Annotated in this window: 24 protein-coding genes; 23 read left to right on the forward strand and 1 reads right to left on the reverse strand. The window is 31.6% G+C overall.

Annotated features, from left to right (window positions below):
• The first annotated feature begins 188 nt into the window (after positions 1–188).
• Entirely contained in the window at positions 189–617 is a 429-nt protein-coding gene (gene rpiB, locus AC9UFV_RS02505; RefSeq protein WP_509572436.1) for a ribose 5-phosphate isomerase B, read from the forward strand.
• Between the two features lie 43 nt (positions 618–660).
• On the opposite strand, the gene tatA is transcribed toward rpiB, so the two are convergent.
• The gene (gene tatA, locus AC9UFV_RS02510) at positions 661–834 is read right to left on the reverse strand and encodes a twin-arginine translocase TatA/TatE family subunit (protein WP_509520070.1); all 174 of its coding nucleotides are present in this window, start codon (positions 832–834) and stop codon (positions 661–663) included.
• A gap of 193 nt (positions 835–1,027) precedes the next feature.
• Here tatA and AC9UFV_RS02515 point away from each other — a divergent pair, with 193 nt between their 5' ends.
• The 22 genes from AC9UFV_RS02515 to AC9UFV_RS02620 all read left to right on the forward strand — a co-directional run bounded on the left by AC9UFV_RS02515 (position 1,028) and on the right by AC9UFV_RS02620 (position 23,732).
• Entirely contained in the window at positions 1,028–1,516 is a 489-nt protein-coding gene (locus AC9UFV_RS02515) for a peptidase (protein ID WP_509572438.1), read from the forward strand.
• Between the two features lie 25 nt (positions 1,517–1,541).
• Entirely contained in the window at positions 1,542–3,029 is a 1,488-nt protein-coding gene (locus AC9UFV_RS02520) for a GH3 auxin-responsive promoter family protein (RefSeq protein ID WP_509572440.1), read from the forward strand.
• 7 nt (positions 3,030–3,036) lie between these two features.
• Positions 3,037–3,912 (forward strand): carboxypeptidase-like regulatory domain-containing protein, encoded by an 876-nt coding sequence (locus tag AC9UFV_RS02525; RefSeq protein ID WP_509572442.1) that lies wholly within the window; start codon positions 3,037–3,039, stop codon positions 3,910–3,912.
• A gap of 43 nt (positions 3,913–3,955) precedes the next feature.
• Entirely contained in the window at positions 3,956–5,635 is a 1,680-nt protein-coding gene (locus tag AC9UFV_RS02530) for a DUF6909 family protein (protein ID WP_509572444.1), read from the forward strand.
• Between the two features lie 8 nt (positions 5,636–5,643).
• Positions 5,644–6,654 (forward strand): hypothetical protein, encoded by a 1,011-nt coding sequence (locus tag AC9UFV_RS02535; protein WP_509572446.1) that lies wholly within the window; start codon positions 5,644–5,646, stop codon positions 6,652–6,654.
• A complete protein-coding gene (gene rfbA / locus AC9UFV_RS02540; RefSeq protein ID WP_509572448.1) occupies positions 6,651–7,508 on the forward strand; it encodes a glucose-1-phosphate thymidylyltransferase RfbA in 858 nt (285 codons plus the stop codon). The genes AC9UFV_RS02535 and rfbA overlap by 4 nt, the downstream gene beginning before the upstream one ends.
• On the forward strand, positions 7,509–8,060 hold the full coding sequence (gene rfbC / locus AC9UFV_RS02545; RefSeq protein ID WP_509572450.1) for a dTDP-4-dehydrorhamnose 3,5-epimerase: 552 nt from the start codon (positions 7,509–7,511) through the stop codon (positions 8,058–8,060).
• Positions 8,054–8,911 carry a dTDP-4-dehydrorhamnose reductase gene (gene rfbD, locus AC9UFV_RS02550; protein ID WP_509572452.1) on the forward strand — a complete coding sequence of 286 codons (858 nt, stop codon included), beginning with the start codon at positions 8,054–8,056 and terminating at the stop codon, positions 8,909–8,911. The genes rfbC and rfbD overlap by 7 nt, the downstream gene beginning before the upstream one ends.
• Complete coding sequence (locus AC9UFV_RS02555; protein WP_509572454.1) at positions 8,908–9,969, forward strand: NAD-dependent epimerase/dehydratase family protein; 1,062 nt, start codon at positions 8,908–8,910, stop codon at positions 9,967–9,969. The genes rfbD and AC9UFV_RS02555 overlap by 4 nt, the downstream gene beginning before the upstream one ends.
• A 1-nt stretch (position 9,970) precedes the next feature.
• Positions 9,971–11,878 carry a hypothetical protein gene (locus AC9UFV_RS02560; protein WP_509572456.1) on the forward strand — a complete coding sequence of 636 codons (1,908 nt, stop codon included), beginning with the start codon at positions 9,971–9,973 and terminating at the stop codon, positions 11,876–11,878.
• A 1-nt stretch (position 11,879) separates the two neighbouring features.
• On the forward strand, positions 11,880–12,944 hold the full coding sequence (locus tag AC9UFV_RS02565) for an NAD-dependent epimerase/dehydratase family protein (protein WP_509572458.1): 1,065 nt from the start codon (positions 11,880–11,882) through the stop codon (positions 12,942–12,944).
• Positions 12,945–13,670 carry an FkbM family methyltransferase gene (locus AC9UFV_RS02570; protein ID WP_509572460.1) on the forward strand — a complete coding sequence of 242 codons (726 nt, stop codon included), beginning with the start codon at positions 12,945–12,947 and terminating at the stop codon, positions 13,668–13,670.
• Positions 13,667–14,401, forward strand: a complete 735-nt coding sequence (locus AC9UFV_RS02575; RefSeq protein ID WP_509572461.1) for a glycosyltransferase family 2 protein — start codon at positions 13,667–13,669, stop codon at positions 14,399–14,401. Before AC9UFV_RS02570 ends, AC9UFV_RS02575 begins: the two co-directional genes overlap by 4 nt.
• 62 nt (positions 14,402–14,463) lie before the next feature.
• On the forward strand, positions 14,464–15,000 hold the full coding sequence (locus tag AC9UFV_RS02580; protein ID WP_509572463.1) for a hypothetical protein: 537 nt from the start codon (positions 14,464–14,466) through the stop codon (positions 14,998–15,000).
• 60 nt (positions 15,001–15,060) lie between these two features.
• A complete protein-coding gene (locus AC9UFV_RS02585) occupies positions 15,061–15,720 on the forward strand; it encodes a class I SAM-dependent methyltransferase (RefSeq protein WP_509572465.1) in 660 nt (219 codons plus the stop codon).
• Between the two features lie 27 nt (positions 15,721–15,747).
• Positions 15,748–17,022: a flippase gene (locus AC9UFV_RS02590; protein ID WP_509572467.1), complete on the forward strand. Its 1,275-nt coding sequence runs from the start codon at positions 15,748–15,750 to the stop codon at positions 17,020–17,022.
• 1 nt (position 17,023) lies between these two features.
• Positions 17,024–17,836, forward strand: coding sequence for a glycosyltransferase family 2 protein (locus AC9UFV_RS02595; protein ID WP_509572469.1), 813 nt, complete (start codon positions 17,024–17,026; stop codon positions 17,834–17,836).
• Between the two features lie 33 nt (positions 17,837–17,869).
• Complete coding sequence (locus AC9UFV_RS02600) at positions 17,870–19,111, forward strand: O-antigen ligase family protein (RefSeq protein ID WP_509572471.1); 1,242 nt, start codon at positions 17,870–17,872, stop codon at positions 19,109–19,111.
• Positions 19,112–19,124: 13 nt separating this feature from the next.
• Positions 19,125–20,240, forward strand: a complete 1,116-nt coding sequence (locus tag AC9UFV_RS02605) for a glycosyltransferase family 4 protein (RefSeq protein WP_509572473.1) — start codon at positions 19,125–19,127, stop codon at positions 20,238–20,240.
• Between the two features lie 63 nt (positions 20,241–20,303).
• Positions 20,304–21,410, forward strand: coding sequence for a DUF1972 domain-containing protein (locus tag AC9UFV_RS02610; protein ID WP_509572475.1), 1,107 nt, complete (start codon positions 20,304–20,306; stop codon positions 21,408–21,410).
• Positions 21,411–21,582: 172 nt separating this feature from the next.
• Positions 21,583–22,683, forward strand: coding sequence for an O-antigen ligase family protein (locus AC9UFV_RS02615; protein ID WP_509572477.1), 1,101 nt, complete (start codon positions 21,583–21,585; stop codon positions 22,681–22,683).
• Positions 22,684–22,748: 65 nt separating this feature from the next.
• Positions 22,749–23,732, forward strand: a complete 984-nt coding sequence (locus AC9UFV_RS02620) for a UDP-glucuronic acid decarboxylase family protein (protein WP_509572479.1) — start codon at positions 22,749–22,751, stop codon at positions 23,730–23,732.

The following is a 23,732-nucleotide window of genomic DNA, read 5'->3' on the forward strand; positions in this document are numbered from 1 at the left end:
AATTAGTTACGAACTGATATTAACATTCTAAAATTTTAACATATTTATTAAATAAAATGAAGTGATAAAATAGAAATACTATTGATTTTTAAGTGTTTATAATTTATTTAATTAAAAATTAATTTCTAAATAAAATCCCAGTTAAGTTTTGGTAAATTTGTAAAAACTAAACACAACAAATTATACTTATGAAAATTTCTATTGGAAACGACCACGCTGGACCAGAATATAAAAAAGCAATTGTTGAAATGCTTAAAGCAAATGGATACGAAGTTACCAATTACGGAACCGATTCGGCTGATAGTGTAGATTATCCAGATTTTGCACACCCAGTTGCCTTAGATGTTGAAAACAAAGTTTCTGATTTTGGAATTATCATTTGCGGAAGCGGAAATGGAATAGCAATGTCTGCAAATAAACATCAAGGAATTCGTGCTGCTTTGTGTTGGACTAAAGAAATTGCGGTACTTGCGCGTCAACATAATGATGCTAATATTATAAGTATTCCCGCTAGATTTACTTCAGTTCCTCAAGCTTTAGAAATGGTTCAAACTTTTTTAAACACTGATTTTGAAGGAGGAAGACACCAGAATAGGGTAAATAAAATTAGCTGTTAATACTATAAATTAAAAAAGGCTTTTCAAATGAAAAGCCTTTCTTTTATTTTTTTTCTTCTTCCTTTTTTTCAGCAGTTGAATTATCTTTTGCTGCATTTTTGAATTCTTTAATTCCAGTTCCTAAACCTTTCATTAATTCTGGAATTTTTTTACCTCCAAACATTAACAAAATTACAGCAAGGATTAAAATTATTTCAGTTGGTCCGAATCTTCCCATAACACTATATTTTTATGCTTTCGCAAATTTATATTAAATTCTTCAACAAAGATAAATAGAAATATTGGTATTTCATTTCTCTCATTAATAAATATTTATGATTGTCAATTTTTTTAATAAAAATAACCCTTGAAAATCTTAATTTAGTTATGATTGTTTTATCATTATATTTGTAATAATAATATAAAGAACCATGTCAGAGAAAAGAAAAATATTAAAAAGGAAATTATTTACTAAAAACCGTTTGGTTATTTTAAATGAGGATACTTTTGAAGAAATTTTTTCCTTAAGATTAACCTTAATGAACGTTTTTGTTGTGGCCACTGTCGCCGCGATATTAATTATTACGTTTACCACTTATATTATTGCATTTACGCCTTTACGCGAGTATATTCCGGGATATGCTTCCACAAAATTAAGAAAAGAAGCTACCGAATTAGCTTTAAAATCCGACTCATTGGCATTGGCTTTGAAGAAAAACGATGCCTATTTAAAATCGGTGGTTAAGGTGCTGAATGGCGATTTAGAATACGAGCAAATTAACAAAGATTCCATTATGTCTTCGGACAACATTAGCAATACAATTGAAAATGACGCCCCTTCAAAAGCGGAATTGCAATTGAGAGAACAAATTTTGCAAGAAGAAAAACTACTTTCGAAAGAAAAGAAAAAAAAGGATTGAAATTAGCAATAAAAACAGCATCTAAATGTCTTTAAAATCGTTCTTGGCCAAACAATTTGCCAAATCAATTTATAAAAAAACCAAATCTTGGGCCGATAATCCTATTGAAACGCAGCGAAAGGTTTTTAAAGACATTATCCGTCAAGCGAAAAACACGCAATTCGGTATTGATCATCATTTTGATTCTATAAATACTTTTAAAGATTTTTCTAATAATGTTCCCGTTCGAGATTACGAAGCGCTTAAAACTTATGTTGATCGAGTGGTTCAAGGTGAAGAAAACATTCTTTGGAAAGGCAAACCGTTGTATTTTGCCAAAACTTCAGGAACCACTTCAGGCGCAAAATACATTCCACTAACCAAGGAATCGATGCCGTTTCATGTTGAAGCCGCTCGAAACGCCATTCTACATTATGTTCACGAAACCGGTAAAGCTGATTTTGTAAACGGAAAAATGATTTTTCTACAAGGAAGTCCTATTTTAGAAGAAAAAAACGGAATTCAATTGGGAAGATTATCCGGAATTGTAGCCCATTTTGTTCCTAAATATTTGCAAAAAAATAGAATGCCCACTTTTGAAACCAATTGTATTGAAGACTGGGAAACCAAAGTGGAGGCTATTGTTGATGAAACATTCCACGAAGACATGACGGTGATTTCAGGCATTCCATCTTGGGTGCAAATGTATTTTGAAAAATTACAGCAAAAAGCTAAAAAGCCTGTTGGTGAGTTATTCAAAAACTTCAATTTATTCATTTACGGAGGAGTAAATTTCGAGCCCTATCGTGCAAAATTCGAGAATTTAATTGGTCGAAAAGTCGATTCTATAGAATTGTTTCCCGCTTCGGAAGGTTTTTTTGCTTACCAAGATTCGCAAAATGAAAAGGGAATGCTATTGCTTTTAAACTCCGGAATTTTCTACGAATTTATAAAATCGGAGGAGTTTTTTAATGAAAGCCCAAGGCGATATACTATTGGCGAGGTCGAATTAAACGTCAATTATGTTTTGATAATTTCAACAAACGCAGGACTTTGGAGTTATAATATTGGCGATACCGTTCAATTTACTTCATTAAAACCATATCGAGTTATCGTTTCAGGCCGAATTAAACATTTCATTTCTGCTTTTGGAGAACACGTTATCGGAAAAGAAGTGGAACACGCATTGAAACAAGCTATGGAAAACACCTCAATTCAAATTAACGAATTTACCGTTGCGCCACAAATTACACCATCGGACGGTTTGCCTTACCATGAATGGTTTATAGAATTTGAAAACGAACCTGAAAACTTAGTCGTATTTGCGGAAGCGATAGACAACGCCATGCGAAGTCAAAACACCTATTATGACGACTTGATTGTGGGGAAAGTTTTGCGAAAACTGGTGGTTACCAAAGTCCCTAAAAATGGCTTCCAAGACTATATGAAATCGATTGGAAAATTAGGCGGACAAAACAAAATTCCAAGATTGAGTAACGACAGAACGATTGCCGATTTATTAAAAACAAAATAGAGAAAAGATGCAAAAAAAAAGGCTCTGGTTGTTATTGCTTTTAATAAATTTTTATGTTTCCGCTCAAACCAAAGGCGTTGTGGTTGATGAATCGGGGAAGCCCATTCCGTATGTGAATATTTGGGTTGAAAACGAAAATATCGGAACGACTTCAGAGGAAAATGGAGCATTTTCGATTGCCGCTTCCGCAAATAAGAACCTGATATTTTCTATTTTAGGATTTGAAAAAAGAATTTTAAAAGCGTCTGATGTTTCTAATGTAATTATGAAAGCGGTTTCATTTCAATTGGACGAAGTGGTAATTGCCAAACATTTTGAAACTAAAAAAATAGAAATTGGGCAAATTAACAATTCTGTTTTAGAGGCCTTCGACAACGGACCGCGAATTGACGTGAAGTTTTTCCCTTACGAAGCCGCTTATAAAAAGACCAAATTCATTAAGAAAGTTACCATTTTAACCGATAGCAGAATTGACAATGCCACCGTTAAAATTCATTTTTATAAGGCCGCTGTCAATGGTTTTCCGGGCGAGGAATTACTCACCAGAGATTATATTGTAAACATCCAAAATGGAGTAGTTCGAAACAGTTTTGACTTGACGGAATTGAATTTGAAAATGCCAAAATCGGGACTTTTTATTGGTTTTGAAAAGCTGTTGATTTCAAAAAACAAATTGGAAAAAACGATTGTCAATTCCAATACCCAAAAAACAACTATCCAAGTTATTTATTATCCGTTGGTGTTGTATAATTATGTCGAAAGGGACTATTTATTTACTTTTTCGGGAGGCAAATGGAGTCGACAAACGCACGATAAAAACCAATCTGAATCAGTTAAAATTAAGGTTTATGAGCCCGCCATAAATTTGGTTTTAACCAACTAAAACATAAAAACCTTACATTTGTTGGTTAGTAAATAAAATCCAAATGAAAGAAATCAAGAATATTGTCCGATCAAGAGCGCAAGAATCATCTAGTGCGGTTGAGAAATTATACATTACAATGCGCCATTTATTCAATAGAGGATTCTATAAACCAATGGGAGTTTCTGGCGAAACATTGCGCGAAGCATTATTGTCGTTACGCCCTGAAATATATGGCACAATTGCCGAAGATAAAGTAGAATTAAGCGGACTTTTATATGTAATTGAAAGACTTCCAATTGGGATTGAAGAATGCCGTTTTATCAATTTAACTTCGGACGAGGGCTACTCAAAATCCCATTTTCAAGCGATAATTCCACCAAAAAGAAGAAGAAATTGTTATCGAATTGATGATGAACAAATGAATGTGGAAATCACCCGCGGAAGATCCGACATTTATGATATTTTAACGCATTTAACCTTTATTTTCATAGAATCGCATAAAATAAAAAACAGAGTATTATTTGATGAAAATGCTGAGGTTTCACGTGATTGGAAAAAACTAGAACAAGCGGTTTTATCCAATAAAAAACTAACATTAGCTGATAAAGAGAAAACAATTTCGCATACCGCAAATATCTTAGGCAGAACATTTGTTGAGATTTTAGATATTTATGATGCTTTTGGTACAATTGAAAAACCAGATCGTTTTTTACATGTAATTTATTGGTTAGGAAAACTAGCGATTGAAGAAGTGGTTGAGAACAACAAAAGAACCATCACTTTTAGTCCGATTTTAAGAGAAAGATTGGGACACCATATTCACGGTGAAATTTGGGCAACCAATATAAAAGAGGTGCTTAAAGCAAATGATTTATTGGATCGACCAATACACATTATCAGCGCCAACATGCACTCGGTGATGAATTCTATATTTGCAACGACCGTATTAAAAACTAAATTCAAAGACAAATCAGATTTCTTTATTTTTGAAGAATTGAGTAAATCGGGTGCAGATGAAGTTAGAAATAAAGTGGAAGAATTTGCTAAATTGAACGGGATGATTTCGTTGCCAGATACTTCGGGAACCAACATCGATGTTCAGATTTTTGATACCGCGAAAATAGACTGGAAGAAATCGGCGTTTCCAAATGCGAAAATGCACAATAAAAACCCAGTAATTATCGTTATGGACTACGCTTTTGGAGAGCAAGCCTACGAAACAATTGACGAATTATTAAAACCATTCAAAAAAGACATATTTTTGAATGTAGAATCGGTTTCAATAATGGGAAAAGCAGGGATTCTTCAAGGCGGAAAAGGAGATATTATGATTCCGACGGCGCATATAAACGAAGGAACGGGAGACAATTATTTCTTCCATAATGAATTAACCGCCGAGATGTTGAAAGGAAATGACATTGCTGTTTTTGAAGGCCCAATGATTACAGTTTTAGGAACGTCATTACAAAATAAAGACTTATTAAAGTTTTTCCACGAGTCAACGTGGGGCGCAATTGGACTAGAAATGGAAGGGGCTTATTATCAAAAAGCAATTCAATCGGCATCAAAAATTAGAAAGAGTATCAACCCTGATGTAAAAGTTAGATATGCTTATTATGCATCAGACAACCCGCTGGAAACTGGAAGTACACTGGCTTCGGGTGGATTAGGAACATCAGGAGTAAAGCCAACATATTTAATTACAATTAAAATATTAGAACAAATTTTTAACGTAAAATAGTTTTTATCATGAGTCAAAACTCTACCAATTCAGACAATCAAGAAATTGATTTAACATTGATTTCAAATAAAATTAAAGGTTTTTATGATGGAATAGGGACTTCAATTTTTAGAGGGATATTATTCTTCAAAAGAAATTTATTGATAGTAGGAATTTTGTTTATTACAGGAGCCGCATTAGGAACTTATCTTGATGCGAACAGTGAAACCTTTGATTCTAAAATTATTGTAAGACCCAATTTTGGAAGTACCGATTATCTGTATTCAAAAATAGATTTATTGGATTCAAAAATTAAAAATAGAGATACTGTTTTCTTAAAATCGATAGGGGTTGAAAACCCAACAGATTTAACAAAAATTGAAATTGAACCCGTTGTGGATATTTATAGTTTGGTCAATTATAATGAAAAAAATGCTGCGGTTACACCAAATACTCAAAATTTCGAATTGCTAAAATTATTAGCCGAAGATGGTGATATTAATAAGGTAATAAAAGATAAAGCCACCAGTAAAAACTATTACACACACACGATTCACATCGCAACTAAAGGATTTGTGACAGATGATAAAACAATTGATCCAATATTAAATTATCTTAATAACAATTCTTATTTTAATAATTTAAAGAAAATCTATGTTGAGAATGTTAATTTAAATATTAAAAAGAATGAAGAAATGATCGTTCAGATAAATACTTTATTAGAAAAATTCTCTACCGCTTCTGTTCAAAAATCAGACAAATTAGTTTTCTATAATGAAAACACAGAGTTAAACGAAGTGCTTAAAACCAAGCAAGCATTGGTATATGAAATTGGAACCAAAAGAGAGCAATTGGTAAATTATGAAAATACTATTAAAAAAAATAGCAGTATACTTAATATTAAAAACACCAAAAGTATTAACGGTAAATTAAAATTAGTTTTTCCATTATTATTTATTTTTGGATTTGTATGCATTCGTTTATTCTTAAATTTCTATAAAAATCAAACATTAAAAGCCCAACAAAACCAATTATTATGAAAGGAATTATTTTAGCCGGAGGATCAGGAACTAGATTACACCCCCTTACACTTGCTGTTAGCAAACAATTGATGCCAATATATGATAAACCGATGATTTATTACCCACTGTCATCGTTACTCTGGTCTGGAATAAGAGAAATATTAATTATTTCTACACCCCATGACTTGCCATTATTCAGACAATTATTAGGCGACGGATCCCGATTAGGATGTCGTTTTGAATACGCTGTCCAAGAACACCCAAACGGATTAGCAGAAGCGTTTATTATAGGAAAAGAATTTATAGGAAAAGATAAAGTTGCATTAGTTTTAGGAGACAATATTTTTTACGGAACAGGATTATCAGATTTATTACAATCGAATAATAATCCGGAAGGCGGAATAATTTACGCCTATCATGTAAACGACCCTGAAAGATATGGAGTGGTAGATTTTGATGCCGATGGGAATGTGCTTTCAATTGAAGAAAAACCTTTAAATCCAAAGTCTAATTTTGCTGTTCCTGGGATTTATTTTTATGATAACGATGTGGTTGAAATCGCCGCAAACATTAAACCGAGTCACCGTGGAGAAATTGAAATTACCGACGTTAATAAAGAATACCTTCGAAGAGGAAAATTAAAGGTTAGTATTTTAGACAGAGGAACCGCTTGGTTTGACACGGGAACTTTTAATTCTTTAATGCAAGCCTCACAATTTGTTCAAGTAATTGAAGAAAGACAAGGATTAAAAATCGGTTCAATTGAAGAAGCGGCCTACAAAATGGGATTTATCAATGCGGAAAAATTAAAAGAATTGGCTCAGCCATTACTGAAAAGTGGTTACGGAAAACATTTATTAGAAATTATATAAATGAATTTTATACCTACAAAATTAGACGGATGTTTTGTTATTGAACCTAAAATATTCAATGACGAAAGAGGATATTTCCTAGAAAGTTATAACGAAAACACCTTTCAAAACGGAATTGGACAGCAAGTTCATTTTGTTCAGGACAATCAATCGTTTTCTACAAAAGGAGTATTGCGCGGATTACATTATCAAACCGGAGACCATTCGCAGGCCAAGTTGGTTCGTGTTTTGCATGGAGAAGTTCTGGACGTTGCGGTTGATATCAGACCCAATTCAAAAACCTATGGCGAACACTTTTCAGTATTGCTTTCAGCAGAAAAACAAAATCAATTTTTTATTCCTAGAGGTTTTGCACACGGATTTTTAGTGTTAAGCGAAACGGCGACTTTCTTCTACAAATGTGATAATTTTTACAATAAAGAAAGTGAAGGAGGAATAATTTATAACGATGGTTCTTTAAACATTGATTGGCAATTTCCAACTGAAAAACTGATTATTTCAGAAAAAGACGCAACATTACCCACAATTGAAAACGCCAAAAAAGTATGGTAGTTTTAGTTACAGGAGCCAGCGGCCAATTAGGTCAGGCAATACAATTTATTGCAAAAAACCATACCGAAATTAAATTTGTTTTTTGTAGTTCATCAGATTTAGACATTTCAAATAAGGAAAATTGTCATATAGTTTTTCAAAAAACAAAACCCGATTTTTGCATTAATGCCGCCGCTTATACTGCAGTAGATAAAGCGGAATCGGAACGGGATAAAGCCGAATTAATTAATGTAATAGGATCAAAAAACATCGCCGAAGCGTGTAACCAATTTGATGTTAAATTAATTCATATTTCAACCGATTTTGTTTTTGACGGATCAAATGTCAAACCTTACACCGAAACCAAAATTACAAATCCAAAAGGAGTTTACGGCCAAACAAAATTAGACGGAGAAAAAGCAATTCAACAAGTGTTTTCAGAATATTTTATCATTAGAACGTCTTGGGTTTATTCTCAATTTGGTAATAATTTCATGAAAACCATGCTCCGATTGGCATCAGAAAGAACGTCGTTAAGTGTTGTAAATGATCAAATAGGAACCCCAACCAACGCAGTTGATTTAGCGGAAGCGCTAGTTCAAATTATTTTGTTCAACAACCAACAACCAACAACCAACAACTTTGGAATCTACAATTTCAGCAATGAAGGCGAATGTTCGTGGTATGATTTTGCAAAAAAAATATTCGAAATCAACAATGTGAGCATTGATTTATCAGCCATTACAACGGAACAATTTCCCACTCCAGCTGAACGACCAAAATACAGTGTTTTGGATAAAAGCAAGATAAAAGCTACTTTTGGAATTACAATAAAAACTTGGGAAGAGAGTTTAAAATCGATTAAAATATGAAAATAGTAGTAACCGGAGGAGCAGGTTTTGTTGGTTCAACACTTTGTTTGCAACTAAAAGGCAACTATCCGTCATACGATATTGTAGCTTTTGACAATCTTAAAAGAAGAGGATCGGAATTAAACTTAGCTGATTTTCAAAAAAAGGGAATTCCATTTTTTCATGGTGATATTCGAAACAATGAAGATCTTTCAGCGCTTGGAAATTTTGATGTTTTAATTGAAGCTTCTGCAGAACCATCGGTAACTGCGGGAATTGATTCTGATCCAACATATGTGATAAACAACAATCTTTACGGTTCAATAAACTGCTTTAATGCTTGTTTAAAGAACAATGCAAAACTAATTTTTCTTTCTACTAGCCGAGTTTATCCAATTGAAACTATAGAAAAAGCAAATTATATCGAAGAATCCACTCGATTTTCATTTGATGTAAATCAAACCCATGAAGGGATTTCTAATAAAGGAATTTCAGAAAAATTAAGTCTTGAAGGAGCCAGATCTTTTTACGGAACAACCAAACTTTCTTCAGAAATGTTTATCCAAGAATATGCTGCTTTTTATGGTTTGAAAGCTGCAATTACAAGGTTTGGGGTTATTGCAGGACCTCGCCAAATGGGAAAAACAGATCAAGGTGTGGTTACGCTTTGGATGGCAAAACATTATTGGAATCAATCGTTGAAATATATTGGGTATGGAGGCGAAGGAAAGCAAGTTCGTGACCTTCTTCACGTTGACGATGTGGTAAATTTAATAGATTTACAAATTCACCAAATAGAAAAATTTGAAGGTAAAATTTACAATGTAGGAGGCGGGATTGAAAATAGTGCGTCCTTATTAGAAATGACTTCAATTTGTGAAAAAATAACAGGAAATAAAATCCAAATCGCTTCAGAAGTGGAAACTAGAACTGCCGATTTAAGAATTTACATCACCGATAATAGCCTTATTGAAAAAGAAATTGGCTGGAAACCAACGAAAAACGTAGAGCAAATTTTCACCGATATTTTCCATTGGATAAAAGAAAATGAAAATCATTTGGAACCCATTTTGAAGTAAGATGAAAGAAACGCTATTAAAATTTTGGAATGCGAAATCAGCTTATGTAGTGTTTTCACTTTTAGCCGCTTTTTTAGTTTTCCCTTCCTTTTTTGAATATAATGTTACGCCATTGGCCTCAGACAAGCACCTCTGGAATTCTTTAGATCCTTCATGGGCCCTCACTTTAAATTACATAAATAACCATCACTTTATTTGGGGAAAAGAATTTGTATTTACCTACGGTCCGCTTTCTTATTTATCAACCAGAATAGCATGGGGTTGCAACAAATATATTTTCTTTTTATACGACCTATTTTGCTATTTAAACTTCTTTTTACTTTTTTATTATAGCCTTTGTAATAACAAAAACAAAGTTTTAACACTCCTAAGTATTTTCATAATAGCAACTGTAGTTCCAACCTATTTGGGAGGCGCAAATGCCTTAGTTCTTTTTATGTTTTTAGTATTTTGGTTGGTTCGAAATATAGAAGAAGTCAAGCGAATCAATTATGTTTTTCAGATAATTCTATTGTGTTTACTTTTCTTCATTAAATTTAATACAGGACTAATTTCGATTATATTATACACAATAGTTTTTGCGTATATTATGATTAAAAGAACTGAAAACAGGGTAAAAACAGCCCTAATTTATTTAATTCCATTTGTATTAATTATTTTACTTTCTTATGTTTTAAATTTAGAAATAATAGGTTATGTAATTTCAGGAATTGAAGTTGTTTCGGGTTATAACGAGATAATGTTTAATAACGATTCCACTTTTATTTTCGATTTATCTTCGCAATTAATCCTGTTATTATCTTCTTTAATTTTAGTTATAAATTTATTTACTCAAATAAATAAAGAGCAATTTTTAAAGAACATTGCTTACTTCGGTATTTTCTCTATATCTGTTTTTATCTTGTATAAACAAGCTTTTGTAAGAGCAGACAACGGACATATTATGGAGTTTTTTAAATATGTTGTTTTGTTAATTTTATGTACAAAAATATTTTTTGATTACAAATGGTTTAATCCAAAATCGATTATTATTACAATAGCGGTATTGATTCCCTTTTCCATTTGTTTTAAAAATTATGGATCAACTTTATTTAATTACAAAGAGAAAACCAATAAAACAGTTTATTTTAATCAGTTTTCTTCATTTTCTGAAACCTCAGGATTTCAGTTGCATCCTAATAACAATCAATTACCTGAAACTATAAAACAAAAAATAGGAAATAACACGGTAGACGTTTTTCCTTGGGATATTTACATGTTGCTTGAAAACAAATTAAATTATTTGCCAAGGCCAATTATCCAGTCTTATTGTGTTTACACGAAATACCTTGAAGAACAAAATTTTAACTTTTATAATAGCGAAAAAGCACCCAAATTTGTATTGTATGATTATGTTTCATTAGATTACAGATATCCATTGTTTGATGAAGCCAAGGTAAATTTGGTTTTATTTAAAAATTATAGCGTCGCAGAGACATTTACTTTTAACGAAAGACAGATCATTTTATTGGAAAGAAAAGAGAATGCAAAGCCGGTAAAACTTATATTTAATAAAGAATATGCTATTATTTCAGGAGCGCCATTGATTCCTAAAAAAGACATTTTCTATGAAGTTGAATTTTTCTCAACATTGAAAGGAAAAGCGGTTTCTATTATAAATCATGCACCTGAAATTAAAGTTAGTATTAAGAAAAATAACAATGGTTCAAGTGAATACAGAACTTCAAATTCTCTATTAAAATCGGGCATTTTTTCGGATTATCAATTCAATTCCACCGAGGATTTTTTAAATTATTACGACAACGTATTTAATGAAGGAAATAAAATAAAATGTTATTCTTTTTTCCCTTTGCATGAAGGATATTATAACGAGAAAGTAAAAATAACAGAATATAAAATAACACAATAAAATGAATATTTGTATCATCACAGGTTCATCGGGATTAATAGGAAGCGAGTCGGTTTCTTTTTTCGCGCCAAAATTTGATAAAATCATTGGAATCGATAATAACATGCGCCAAGTCTTTTTTGGATCAGACGCATCGACGGAATGGAATACTAAAAAACTAACCGAAACTATCCCAAATTTTGAACACCACCACGCTGATATTCGAAACATCGAAGAATTAGAAAAAATATTCTCAAAATACGGTTCCGATATCAAATTAGTGATTCACACCGCAGCTCAGCCAAGTCATGATTGGGCAGCAAACGAACCAATTACAGATTTTACCGTCAATGCAAACGGGACATTAAATTTGCTTGAAGCAACAAGATTACATTGTCCAAAAGCAACCTTTATTTTTACGTCAACCAATAAAGTTTATGGCGATACGCCTAATTATTTACCTTTAGTAGAAATGGGAAAAAGATGGGAAATAGACGAAAGCCATCCTTATTTCGAAAATGGAATCGATGAAAAAATGAGTATCGATCAAACGAAACATTCTTTATTTGGAGCTTCAAAAGTGGCCGCCGATGTTTTGGTTCAAGAATATGGAAAGTACTTTGGGATGAATACAGGAATTTTCCGAGGAGGCTGTTTAACAGGCCCAAATCATTCAGGAACTAAGCTTCACGGGTTTTTGTCTTATTTAATGAAATGCTCCATTACAGGTGATAAATATACCGTTTTTGGTTACCAAGGAAAACAAGTTCGCGACAATATTCACAGTTGGGATTTGGTTAATATGTTTTGGCATTTCTATCAAAATCCACGACAAGGAGAAGTTTACAATGCCGGCGGAGGAAGACATTCCAATTGTTCAATGGCGGAAGCTATCGAAATGTGTGAGGCCATTACCGGAAAACCGATGAATTACGAATATTCTGAAGCCAACCGAATTGGCGATCACATTTGGTGGATTAGCGATGTGTCTAAGTTTAAAGCCCATTACCCAGAGTGGAATTGGAAATACAATATCAATGATATTTTGACTCAGATCTATGAGAATACCATAAAAAGACAAGAATAAATGAAGTTAAGAACTAAAATAATTCAAAGTCTGATTCATATAAACGAAGCAATTTTCTTTTATCCGAAACTAAAAAAGTTTTACAAAGATAATTTGAAAAATGCTTCCGTTTCAATTCTTGATGTGGGAGCCAACAAAGGGCAATCGATAGATTTTTTTCTTGGAATAAATCCAAATGCTAAGATTACGGCATTTGAACCAAACAAAAAATTGTTTCAATTATTACAAGAAAAATACAAGAACAACGGCAATATCATTTTGAATAATTTGGGCGTTAGCAACACCAATGGAGAATTGGAGTTCAACGAAAATATTTTAGACGAAACGTCTACTTTTGAATCTTTAAATTTAGATTCGAAGTATCTTGAAAAAAAGGCAAAAGTACTTGGCGTTACTAAAGAATCTATAATTGTAGATAAATATAAAGTAGCCGTAATTTCATTATCAGAATTTTTAAAATCTAATGAAAGCAGTTCTTTCGATGTGTTGAAAATTGATGTTGAAGGACATGAATTACAAGTTTTAGAAGGTTTATTTTCTGATGGAAATCAATTTAAAATCCGACTAATTCAATTGGAAAGTCACAACGACGACATGTATTTAAGTAATAGTAAACACGAAGACATTGATCAATTATTGAATAAAAACGGGTTTTTTGAAATTGCCAAAATCAAACATGGATTTGGGGATTTTGCAGAAATAATATACGAGAATAAAGACAGATGAAACTAAGTATTGTAATTCCGGCTTATAACGAAGAAGAGTCTATTACTGAAACAATAGATCAAATTGAAGAAGCTTTTTCACAGGTTTCAATCGATCATGAAATACTTGTGGTAAATGACAATTCGAAAGACAATACCGCGCAAGTTTTGGAGGAATTATCGAAAAAATATCCAGCTGTAAAATATGTAACCAATTTAGGTCCAAATGGTTTTGGATACGCAGTTCGATACGGATTAGAAAGATATTCTGGCGATTGTGTGGCGGTTATGATGGCGGATTTATCAGATTCTCCATACGATTTGATTCGTTATTATACCACGATGTTAGAAGGAAATTACGATTGTGTTTTTGGCAGCCGATTTATGAAAGGCGGAAAAGTAGTAGATTATCCATTTGTAAAAAAAGTGATTAATAGAATAGCCAATTTAATCATTAGAGTGGTGATGAGAATTAAATATAACGACACCACTAATGCCTTTAAATTATATAAAAGAGAAGTGATTGAAGGGATAAAACCGATTTTGTCTCCACACTTTAATTTAACTATCGAATTGCCGCTAAAAGCAATAATTAGAGGCTATTCTTATGCTGTAGTTCCTAATTCCTGGACCAATAGAAAGTATGGTGTTTCCAAATTAAAAATCAAAGAAATGGGGAGCCGTTATTTCTTTATTTTGGTTTATTGCTTTGTAGAAAAGTATTTTTCAAGGGGTGATTTTACCAAAAAATAAAATAATAATAAATTAACACTTAACTAAAAATAATAATTATTTTTGTAAAAAAAACGAAGAAAATGAGAACAAAAGTTATAATAGCTGTAGTATTATTAAGCATCCTATCAATTAGTTGCAAAAATGAAAAATCAGTTGACCAACTTCCAGTAGTTGAAGAAAAAGTTGCTGAAAGCAAAGTCAATGTAACTGTTGACATGGTTGTGCCTGTTGATGATTCATTTCAATTATTTTATACAGAAGACAACACACTTAATTTTAGTGAAGAAAAATGTGTTAGAGTGAATGTTCAAGGGAAAGAAAAAAGTCAAAAAATTGTTTTTGAATTACCAGATGACGTTGCTTTCACCTTCATGCGTTTTGATGTTGGAGAAAATAAACAACAAAAGGAAATGAAAATCGAGAATTTCGTGATTAAATATTACGACAGAAAATTTGAAGCAAAAGGGAATTTGTTTTTCCAATATTTTTCACCTAATAACCAACTTAAAGTGGATCTTCAAAAATCGACTTTTGTTGTAGATGAAAAAGAAACACACGATCCAGTTTTTTATCCTTTAGAGCCTTTAGGAGTTGAATTGAACAAGTTAATCAAGTAAGTAAAAATAAAGAAAAGTTATCTCAAAATAAGGTAACTTTTTTTATTTAGATTCTAAAATATGAACTACAACGAAAAAGCCCCAGATTATTTTTCTAATATTCGAAAAGATCTTATAAATTTAATCGACGCTAATGCAAAAGATTTAAAAATCCTAGAAGTTGGCGCTGCTTATGGGGAAACTTTATATTATTTAAAACAAAACGGAATTGCTGCTGAGGTTGTTGGAGTTGATATTTTTGAAGACAAAAAAAACAAACAAAATTACAAACCATTGGACCGATTTATTTTTGGGGACATTGAGAAAATTGAACTGCCAGAATACCTTCAACACTTCGATTTAATATTGCTTCCAGACGTTTTAGAGCACCTTTTTGAGCCTAAAAGCGTTTTAGAAACTTTGAAAAAATACTTAAAAGAAGACGGAAAAATAATAATTAGCATGCCAAATATTCGATATTATTCTGCACTATATAAAATAGTTTTTAAAGGCGATTTTAGATACGAAGAAAGCGGAATTTTTGATTATACTCATGTTCGTTTTTATTGCCGAAAAAATATTCAGGAGTTACTTGAAACAGCAGGCTATAAGGTTTTAAAACAAGAAAGTTCTATAAAAAACTATCAAGGGAAATCAATATCCAAGCTTATAAATTTAATTACTTTTGGAATATTTGAAGAATTTTTTAGCACCCAATATTTTTTTGTAGTTAAAAAATAAAAGAATTATTTAAGTAAATACTATAAAATGATTCAACTAAACAGTAGTTTAAAAAAGTTAATTTCATCATCGGGGCTAAATTTTATTTTTAGAATTTTTGGGCTAGGGACTTCATTTCTAACCACGGTTTTAATTACTCGTTTTTTTGGAGTTGGAACTTTTGGCGATTATTCTTTAGTCTTTGCGCTGTCGCAAATAATTGCGTTATTATTCACTTTAGGAATCCCAAATACCTTAATCAAAATTATAGGAAATAACGATTTCACTTTTTCACAAGCTAAAAAGCTATTGATAAAAGGGTTAAAAGGATCTTTAGTTTTCTCTATAATTCCAATTTTATTTTTCTATTTTGGTTCGGAATTTTTATCAGAAACTGTTTTTCACAACCCTCAATTAGTTAATCATTTTTTAATTGTATCCATTTCAATTCCGCTATTTATAGTTCACGAAATTTTCCTTTATTTTTTAATTGCAACCAAAAATTTCAATAAGTACAACTTATTCATGTTTGTAATTCCGAACCTATTATTATTACTTTTCTTGTTTCTTTTTTACACATTGGATAAAGATAATTACTTCACATTTATTGCTTTTTCCCTATCAATTTTAATAACAGTTTTGTTAGAAGCGTTTGCGATTTTTGAACTAAATCCCAAAAAAGAATCCATTTCAATTTCTACGTTATCGCTCCTAAAAACGGCTTCGCCACTTCTATTTAGCAGTTTGTTCATGTATTTATTAAACTACACCAATGTAATTTTGTTAGGGATAATGTCTAATAACACGCAAGTTGGTATTTACAATATCGCATACAAAATAGGGAGTGTTGGTTTTTTGGCGATAGTTTCTGTAAGCACAATAATGACGCCTAAAATTGCCGAACTTTATGGCAAAGGAGATTTTGATCAATTAAAAAAGTTGACACACAATTCAACTCGATTAATTGCCCTTTTTTCATTGCCAATAGTCCTTTGTTTGATTTTTTTCAGTGATTTTATTTTGTCTTTTTGGGGAACAGAAGCTATTTCCGGAGGAACTACATTAATCATAGTGTCAATTGGCGTGCTTTTTAGCGCTATAGCTGGTAATGTAGATCAAATTTTGAACATGACTGAAAATCAAAATATTTTTAGAAACATTACCATTTTTAGCTTCTTCGTAAACCTAATTTTGAGTTATCTGCTAATTCCAAAATACAACATTGAAGGAGCAGCAATTGCAAGTTTGATTACCAATATTTTAATTAATGTATTGTGTTTGTATTTTATTAAAAAGAAATTAGGGTTTTACACGTTATTTTAAAATGAAAATAGAATTATCAGTAATAATTGTCAATTACAATGGCGTTCAATACCTTAAAGGATGCTTGGATTCATTGTATCAAAAGTTAAACGACATTGCTTTTGAGATCATTGTATTGGATAATAATTCTATTGACGATAGCTGCAATTTTCTTCAAAATAATTTTCCAGATGTTAAACTAATTGAATCTAAAATCAATCTTGGTTTTGGAAAAGGAAACAACGAAGCTGTTAAAGCCGCGCTAGGGAGTTTTTTACTATTAATTAATAACGATACAATTGTATTGGACCCTATTTCACCCGTTTTAGAAATATTAAAATCCGACACTTCAATTGGAGTAATTGGAATAAATATGCTAAACGGGAAAAAGGAATATATTCCTGCTGCTGGTAATTTCCCTAATTTTAAAAATATGTTTCAAATGAAGAAATTACTTCAAATAGGAACTGAATTCAACTCAGGTAAATTTGCCAGTGAACAATACGAAGTTGATTGGCTTGGAGGCTCTTTTTTATTACTTAGGAAGGAAACTTATGACCAAATTAAAGGTTTCGACGAAGATTATTTCTTATATGTTGAAGATGTAGATTTTTCCAAAAAAATAGCAAATTTAGGTCTAAAGAGAATTTTCTTACCAAACTACAGTTATATCCACTTTGTAGGGTTTACCAAAGCTAAAAACCCGATGCTAATTAAAGGGTATGAAATATATATTTCAAAACATTTTAAAGGATTTGACAAATTAGCAGTTATGGTTGCGCTCAAAATAAATAAATTAGTGAAAACTATAAAAAAAGCTTTCAAAATAGATTAAATCTCTTATTTTTGAATACACTTAAAATGTAAAATGAAGGTCAAATCTAAAGAATTTTATTCGGCACTTTTTATAATTATAATTCTTTTACAATTATACTTGCCTTCATTTAAAGCAAATGTGCTTTTTCAAGTTTTTATTTTAGGGTTGTTTTTCCTGTTTGAAAAAGTACAAATCAATAAATTATTTTTCAAAACAATCTTACCAATTTTAATACTATTCCTTTTAGGTTTTGTTGGGTTTTTATTTAATAAAGTTACCTTTTTTGATGTTTTCAAAGACATTTTTCATTTTCTAAAACCCATCACCGGATTATTAATTGGGTATTTCTTCTATAGAAAAATTGATGATTTTAAAATGTTTGTAAAAACAATTGTCATCGTTGGATTGTTATCGGCAGTAATTCATTTTGGAATCTTATTTTTTATAAGTGGCTTTTCTTCGGTGAATGAAATACGAGAATTCGGAAGGGATAATTTCTTAGAACTCTTTTCATTGTTTTTCTTACTATTTTACAAGAAATTTCAAAACGACTCCCTCTTTAAGAGCCAAATTCAACACTTCTTTTTTGTTGTATTATTATTTACATCAAATGTTCTTTACTTTTCTAGAACCATGATTGTCGTAGCAATAATTTTATTAATTACAATTTATGGATATACCATAATTACTAAAAGAGGCCTTAGAATAATTGGAGTGGTATTCGTGTCCATTTTATTGTTTTATGGTTATTTATTTTCTATAAAAATATCAAGAAACCAAACGGGAATAGAATCGTTTTTATATAAAGTAAAAAATGCTCCATCTGAGATTTTCAAGACAAAAATCGACAGAGAAAACCACAAAGACCTTTGGGATCACTGGCGCGGTTACGAAGCCAAAAGAGCTTTTTCATTAATGGAAAAAGATCCAAAAAGTTATGTAATTGGAACAGGCTACGGGTCATTGGTTAACCTAAAGTTTTTTGCGCCATTAACAGAGAATTATAAAGACAAAGGAATTAAATACATATCCGAACTTCACAATGGCTATGTTTATATTTACTATAAAACGGGCATTTTCAGCCTCTTTTTGTACTTGTTTTTTTTAATTAATCTCTATATTAAAATTTATTATAATAAAAATTTTGAAACCTACTTTATTTCCGCAATTGGAGTAGCTTTTCTATTCACAACATTAACAATTACAGGAATGTATAACTCAAGGGATGTAATTGTTTTCCTACTTGGCGCCTTGTTATTTTTCGAAAAAAAGTCTAAAACCGCAACCAATTAATTTTCGGGTAAATATGAAAGTGCTTTTTCAAACAAGAACCAATTTATTTGATGCTCCCGGTGGAGACATGATACAATTGCTAAAAACCAAAGAACACCTTGAAAAACTTGGAGTTGAGGTTGATGTATCTTTAGAATTTGAACCCGATTTATCGAAATACGATTTAGTTCATTTGTTTAATTTAATGGAACCTCAAGACATTTATTTACAAATGTTAAATGCCAAAAAACAAAACAAGAAAATCGCTTTATCAACCATTTATGGGCTTTATACCGAATTCGAAAGAAAGGCGCGTGGCGGATTGTTTCAAAAACTTGCTAATGTACTTTCGTCATACCAAATTGCCTATATAAAAACAGTGATTAAACAATATTATGAAAATCGTTTTCACAAAGGAGTTTTCAAAATGTTGTACAAAGGTTATTATGGTTTAATGAAAGAAATAGTAGATAACACCGCTATTTTTTTACCGAATTCTGTTTCTGAAATGAATCGAGTTGCATCAGAATTCAAACTAAAAAACTACACTTTTGCAGATATTCCTAATGCAATAGACAAAACTGTTTTTTCAGATAATGAAAACAACAAAACCAACCAATTTTCTCAATATCAAGATTGCATCCTTTGCGCCGCAAGAATCGAAGGAAGAAAAGAAACTTTAAACTTAGTTCGAGCCGTAAAAAACACAAATTACAAGTTGGTATTAGTTGGAAAAGAGTCTAAAAACCAGAAAAAATATGTTGAGAAAGTGCATCAAGAAGCGGGCGAGAATGTGATTTTTTTAGGCGCAATCCCTCACGACGAATTGAAAGAATTATACAAGGTTGCAAAAGTCCACGCTTTGGTTAGCTGGATGGAAACGCCTGGTCTTTCCTCACTTGAAGCCGCCGCAATGGGTTGTAATATTGTAGTTACCAGAAAAGGTGATACCTACGATTATTTCGAAAATTACGCCTTTTATTGTGAGCCCGACAACGTTAACTCAATAAAGCAAGCAATAGACGAAGCATTTACATCTTCAGTAAATCCAAAACTAAAACAAAAGATTTTAGACAACTATACTTGGGAAAAAACGGCTGAAGAAACCTACAAAGCCTATCAAAAAATACTAAACATAACGATTAATTAATCTTTCGAAAAGCGTCTTACTTCCTTAAATTTCTTATTTTAGCCAACTGATTGTAATTATATAATGAAAATAGCCATTTTAGGAACGCGTGGAATCCCAAACCATTACTCGGGATTTGAGCAATTTGCTGAATTTTTCTCAGTATTTCTTGTTGAAAAAGGACACGAAGTTTATGTTTATAATTCCCACAACCATTTGTTTCAGGAAAAAATATTTCATGGAGTTAATATAATTCATCAATACGACCCAGAATATAAATTAGGCACTTTTGGTCAGTTTATTTATGATTATAACTGTATAATGGATTCTCGAAAACGAGATTTTGATATTATCTTGCAATTAGGCTACACTAGCAATTCAATTTGGTATTTCTTACTTCCAAAAAAACCAATTATCATTACCAATATGGATGGCTTGGAGTGGAAACGTTCAAAATATTCTAAACCCGTTCAACAATTCTTGAGATTCGCCGAAAGATTAGCAGTAAAAAGCAGCGATTTTTTAATCTCAGATTCTTTAGGAATTCAAAAATATATTGATAGCAAATACAATGTTTCTTCAACTTATATTGCCTACGGAGCCAAGGCATTTAAAAATCCAAACGAAGAAATATTGAAAGAATATAAAGTTGAAAAGCACAATTACAATATGATAATGGCTCGTTTTGAACCAGAAAATAATATTGAAACCATCCTTGACGGAATTGTGTTGGCGGGATATGAAACCACCGTTATAGTTCTTGGTAATCACAAAACAAAGTATGGCGAATACTTAAAAAATAAATTTAAATCGTTCAGTCCAATCCGATTTATAGGTGCTGAATTTGACATCAACAAACTAAATAATTTAAGATATTTCTCTAATTTTTACTTCCACGGGCATTCTGTTGGAGGCACCAATCCTTCTTTGCTCGAAGCCATGGCGTCTAACGCATTTATTATTGCACATGACAACCATTTTAACAAAGCAATTCTAAAAGAGAATGGTTATTATTTTTCAAATCCCGCCGATGTAAAAAATATTTTAGATACAATCAAAAAAAATGATAACTTGCAATTAGTTCAAAACAACTTTGACGCGATTGAAAATGAATTTAATTGGGATAAAATAAATGGAGAATATCTTCAACTTTTCGAAGAATGTATTTCAAAATCTAAAGCAGGAATATAACAACCACCCTTCGTTATTATTTGTTTTACTGGCACTATTGTGTATTCCCTTAGGATATGCATTTAATAGTCTTTCACTTGCGTTATTAATTTTAATTACGCTAATTAATTTTAAAAAAGCAGACTTTAGCTTCAATAATTATTTAATTTTTCCAATAGTTTTATATCTTTTAATGCTATTGTCTTTAACTTGGTCAATTGATACCGATAGAACGATAGCTGCAATTTCAAAAGAATTACCACTACTATTATTTCCAATTTGTTTTCTATTTTTTCGTACTTTTTCAGGTGATGAAAAACAAAAAATCATAAAAGGATTTAGTTACGGAATGGTAGCATTTGCTGTTTTTTATCTGATTAAAGCAATATTTAAATACCTTGAAACTCATGAAACCTCCGTTTTCTTTTACCATGAATTGGTTACAAAAGATGTAAACGCCATTCACGTTTCAGTTTATATGTCCGTTTCCTTTTTTTACTTTTTGGTTAAACCAATAAAAACAAATTGGGATAAATTGGCTTTAGCTGTATTATTTTTAATGGTTTTTCTATTGTCTTCTAAAAACATTGTAGTTGTATTTATAGGACTTTTAGGGTATTACTATTTGTTTTTTTCCAAAACAGCAAAAAAATTACGCCTTAGAAACTTAATTTTAGCTATCGTAATTTTATTGTCTCTCCCTTTTATTGGCAAAGTAAAAGAGCGTTTCAAGCAAGAATACGAAACCATAATGACCGACAGTAGTGTAAATGACGTTATCAATAAAGGCTCCGAAACGGTATATAACGTAAGTATAAAACAAGCTTGGAATAACGATACTTTTAAGCCAAATGATTTTTTCCCGGGAACCGCTTTTAGGGTTTATCAGTTCAGAATTTTCACTGAATTTCTTCAAGAAGAAGCTATTTTTTGGAAAGGGTTTGGATTGGACGCATCCTATACTAAAATTGAAGAAAAAGGAGTTCAACACAATTTGTTTTTAGGGAACGAAAATCAAGAAGGATACCAAAAAATGAATTTTCACAATCAATACATACAAGTTTTTGCAGAACTAGGGATTTTTGGATTCTTGTTATTGGTAATAATGTTAGTCCAAACAATTAGAAACGGAATCGCCTTGAAAAACTATTTTCACATCGCCTTTTCAGTATTAATGATATTCCTATTTATTACCGAATCGTTCCTCTGGAGGCAAAGAGGAGTAACCTTTTTTATCGTAATGTATTGTGTATTAAACACTAAAATAAAAACTGAAAAAACAATTGCTATTTAATATAATATTATAATAATTTTAACGTTTAAAATACAATATCAAGTAAAACGAAATCGAATCCAAATATGAAAAGAATTTTAATTACAGGAGCCGCTGGGTTTTTAGGCTCCCACCTATGTGATCGTTTTATTAAAGAAGGGTACCATGTTATCGGAATGGATAACCTAATTACGGGAGATTTAAGAAATATCGAGCACCTTTTTAAACTCGAACATTTTGAATTTTACCACCACGACATCACTAAATTTGTTCATATTCCTGGAGAATTACATTATATTTTACACTTCGCTTCACCAGCCAGTCCAATAGATTATTTAAAAATTCCAATTCAAACCTTAAAAGTGGGCTCTCTGGGAACACACAATCTTTTAGGTTTAGCGCGAGTAAAAAATGCTAGAATTCTAATCGCTTCCACTTCGGAGGTATATGGAGACCCTTTAATACATCCACAAACAGAAGAATATTACGGAAACGTAAACACAATAGGCCCAAGAGGCGTTTATGACGAAGCAAAACGTTTCCAAGAATCAATAACAATGGCTTACCACACTTTTCACGGTGTAGAAACAAGAATTGTAAGAATTTTCAACACTTATGGACCTAGAATGAGATTGAATGACGGAAGAGTTATTCCAGCATTTATTGGTCAAGCTTTAAGAGGTGAAGATTTAACTATTTTTGGAGATGGAATGCAAACCCGTTCTTTCTGTTATGTAGACGATCAGGTAGAAGGAATTTTTAGATTACTTCATTCCGATTATGTTTACCCGGTGAATATTGGTAATCCAGACGAAATTACCATTAAAGATTTTGCTGAAGAAATCATTAAATTAACGGGAACCAGTCAAAAGGTAGTCTATCATCCACTTCCTGTTAATGACCCGTTACAACGCCAACCAGACACTACTAAAGCGAAAAATCTTCTTGGGTGGGAAGCAAAAGTTTCCAGAGAAGAGGGAATGAAAATCACCTATGAATATTTCAAATCGCTTTCAAAAGAGGAGTTGTTGAAAGAAGAACACAAAGATTTTTCAGGTTATATAAAATAG

This window comes from Flavobacterium sp. (genome assembly GCF_044349645.1).
In the GTDB taxonomy this organism is placed as follows: domain Bacteria; phylum Bacteroidota; class Bacteroidia; order Flavobacteriales; family Flavobacteriaceae; genus Flavobacterium.

Excerpts from the sequence above, each read along its gene's own strand:
- rpiB (WP_509572436.1), top strand. The coding sequence starts at position 189 with ATGAAAATTTCTATTGGAAACGACCACGCTGGACCAGAATATAAAAAA.
- tatA (WP_509520070.1), bottom strand. The coding sequence starts at position 834 with ATGGGAAGATTCGGACCAACTGAAATAATTTTAATCCTTGCTGTAATT.
- AC9UFV_RS02515 (WP_509572438.1), top strand. The coding sequence starts at position 1,028 with ATGTCAGAGAAAAGAAAAATATTAAAAAGGAAATTATTTACTAAAAAC.
- AC9UFV_RS02520 (WP_509572440.1), top strand. The coding sequence starts at position 1,542 with ATGTCTTTAAAATCGTTCTTGGCCAAACAATTTGCCAAATCAATTTAT.
- AC9UFV_RS02525 (WP_509572442.1), top strand. The coding sequence starts at position 3,037 with ATGCAAAAAAAAAGGCTCTGGTTGTTATTGCTTTTAATAAATTTTTAT.
- AC9UFV_RS02530 (WP_509572444.1), top strand. The coding sequence starts at position 3,956 with ATGAAAGAAATCAAGAATATTGTCCGATCAAGAGCGCAAGAATCATCT.
- AC9UFV_RS02535 (WP_509572446.1), top strand. The coding sequence starts at position 5,644 with ATGAGTCAAAACTCTACCAATTCAGACAATCAAGAAATTGATTTAACA.
- rfbA (WP_509572448.1), top strand. The coding sequence starts at position 6,651 with ATGAAAGGAATTATTTTAGCCGGAGGATCAGGAACTAGATTACACCCC.
- rfbC (WP_509572450.1), top strand. The coding sequence starts at position 7,509 with ATGAATTTTATACCTACAAAATTAGACGGATGTTTTGTTATTGAACCT.
- rfbD (WP_509572452.1), top strand. The coding sequence starts at position 8,054 with ATGGTAGTTTTAGTTACAGGAGCCAGCGGCCAATTAGGTCAGGCAATA.
- AC9UFV_RS02555 (WP_509572454.1), top strand. The coding sequence starts at position 8,908 with ATGAAAATAGTAGTAACCGGAGGAGCAGGTTTTGTTGGTTCAACACTT.
- AC9UFV_RS02560 (WP_509572456.1), top strand. The coding sequence starts at position 9,971 with ATGAAAGAAACGCTATTAAAATTTTGGAATGCGAAATCAGCTTATGTA.
- AC9UFV_RS02565 (WP_509572458.1), top strand. The coding sequence starts at position 11,880 with ATGAATATTTGTATCATCACAGGTTCATCGGGATTAATAGGAAGCGAG.
- AC9UFV_RS02570 (WP_509572460.1), top strand. The coding sequence starts at position 12,945 with ATGAAGTTAAGAACTAAAATAATTCAAAGTCTGATTCATATAAACGAA.
- AC9UFV_RS02575 (WP_509572461.1), top strand. The coding sequence starts at position 13,667 with ATGAAACTAAGTATTGTAATTCCGGCTTATAACGAAGAAGAGTCTATT.
- AC9UFV_RS02580 (WP_509572463.1), top strand. The coding sequence starts at position 14,464 with ATGAGAACAAAAGTTATAATAGCTGTAGTATTATTAAGCATCCTATCA.
- AC9UFV_RS02585 (WP_509572465.1), top strand. The coding sequence starts at position 15,061 with ATGAACTACAACGAAAAAGCCCCAGATTATTTTTCTAATATTCGAAAA.
- AC9UFV_RS02590 (WP_509572467.1), top strand. The coding sequence starts at position 15,748 with ATGATTCAACTAAACAGTAGTTTAAAAAAGTTAATTTCATCATCGGGG.
- AC9UFV_RS02595 (WP_509572469.1), top strand. The coding sequence starts at position 17,024 with ATGAAAATAGAATTATCAGTAATAATTGTCAATTACAATGGCGTTCAA.
- AC9UFV_RS02600 (WP_509572471.1), top strand. The coding sequence starts at position 17,870 with ATGAAGGTCAAATCTAAAGAATTTTATTCGGCACTTTTTATAATTATA.
- AC9UFV_RS02605 (WP_509572473.1), top strand. The coding sequence starts at position 19,125 with ATGAAAGTGCTTTTTCAAACAAGAACCAATTTATTTGATGCTCCCGGT.
- AC9UFV_RS02610 (WP_509572475.1), top strand. The coding sequence starts at position 20,304 with ATGAAAATAGCCATTTTAGGAACGCGTGGAATCCCAAACCATTACTCG.
- AC9UFV_RS02615 (WP_509572477.1), top strand. The coding sequence starts at position 21,583 with ATGCTATTGTCTTTAACTTGGTCAATTGATACCGATAGAACGATAGCT.
- AC9UFV_RS02620 (WP_509572479.1), top strand. The coding sequence starts at position 22,749 with ATGAAAAGAATTTTAATTACAGGAGCCGCTGGGTTTTTAGGCTCCCAC.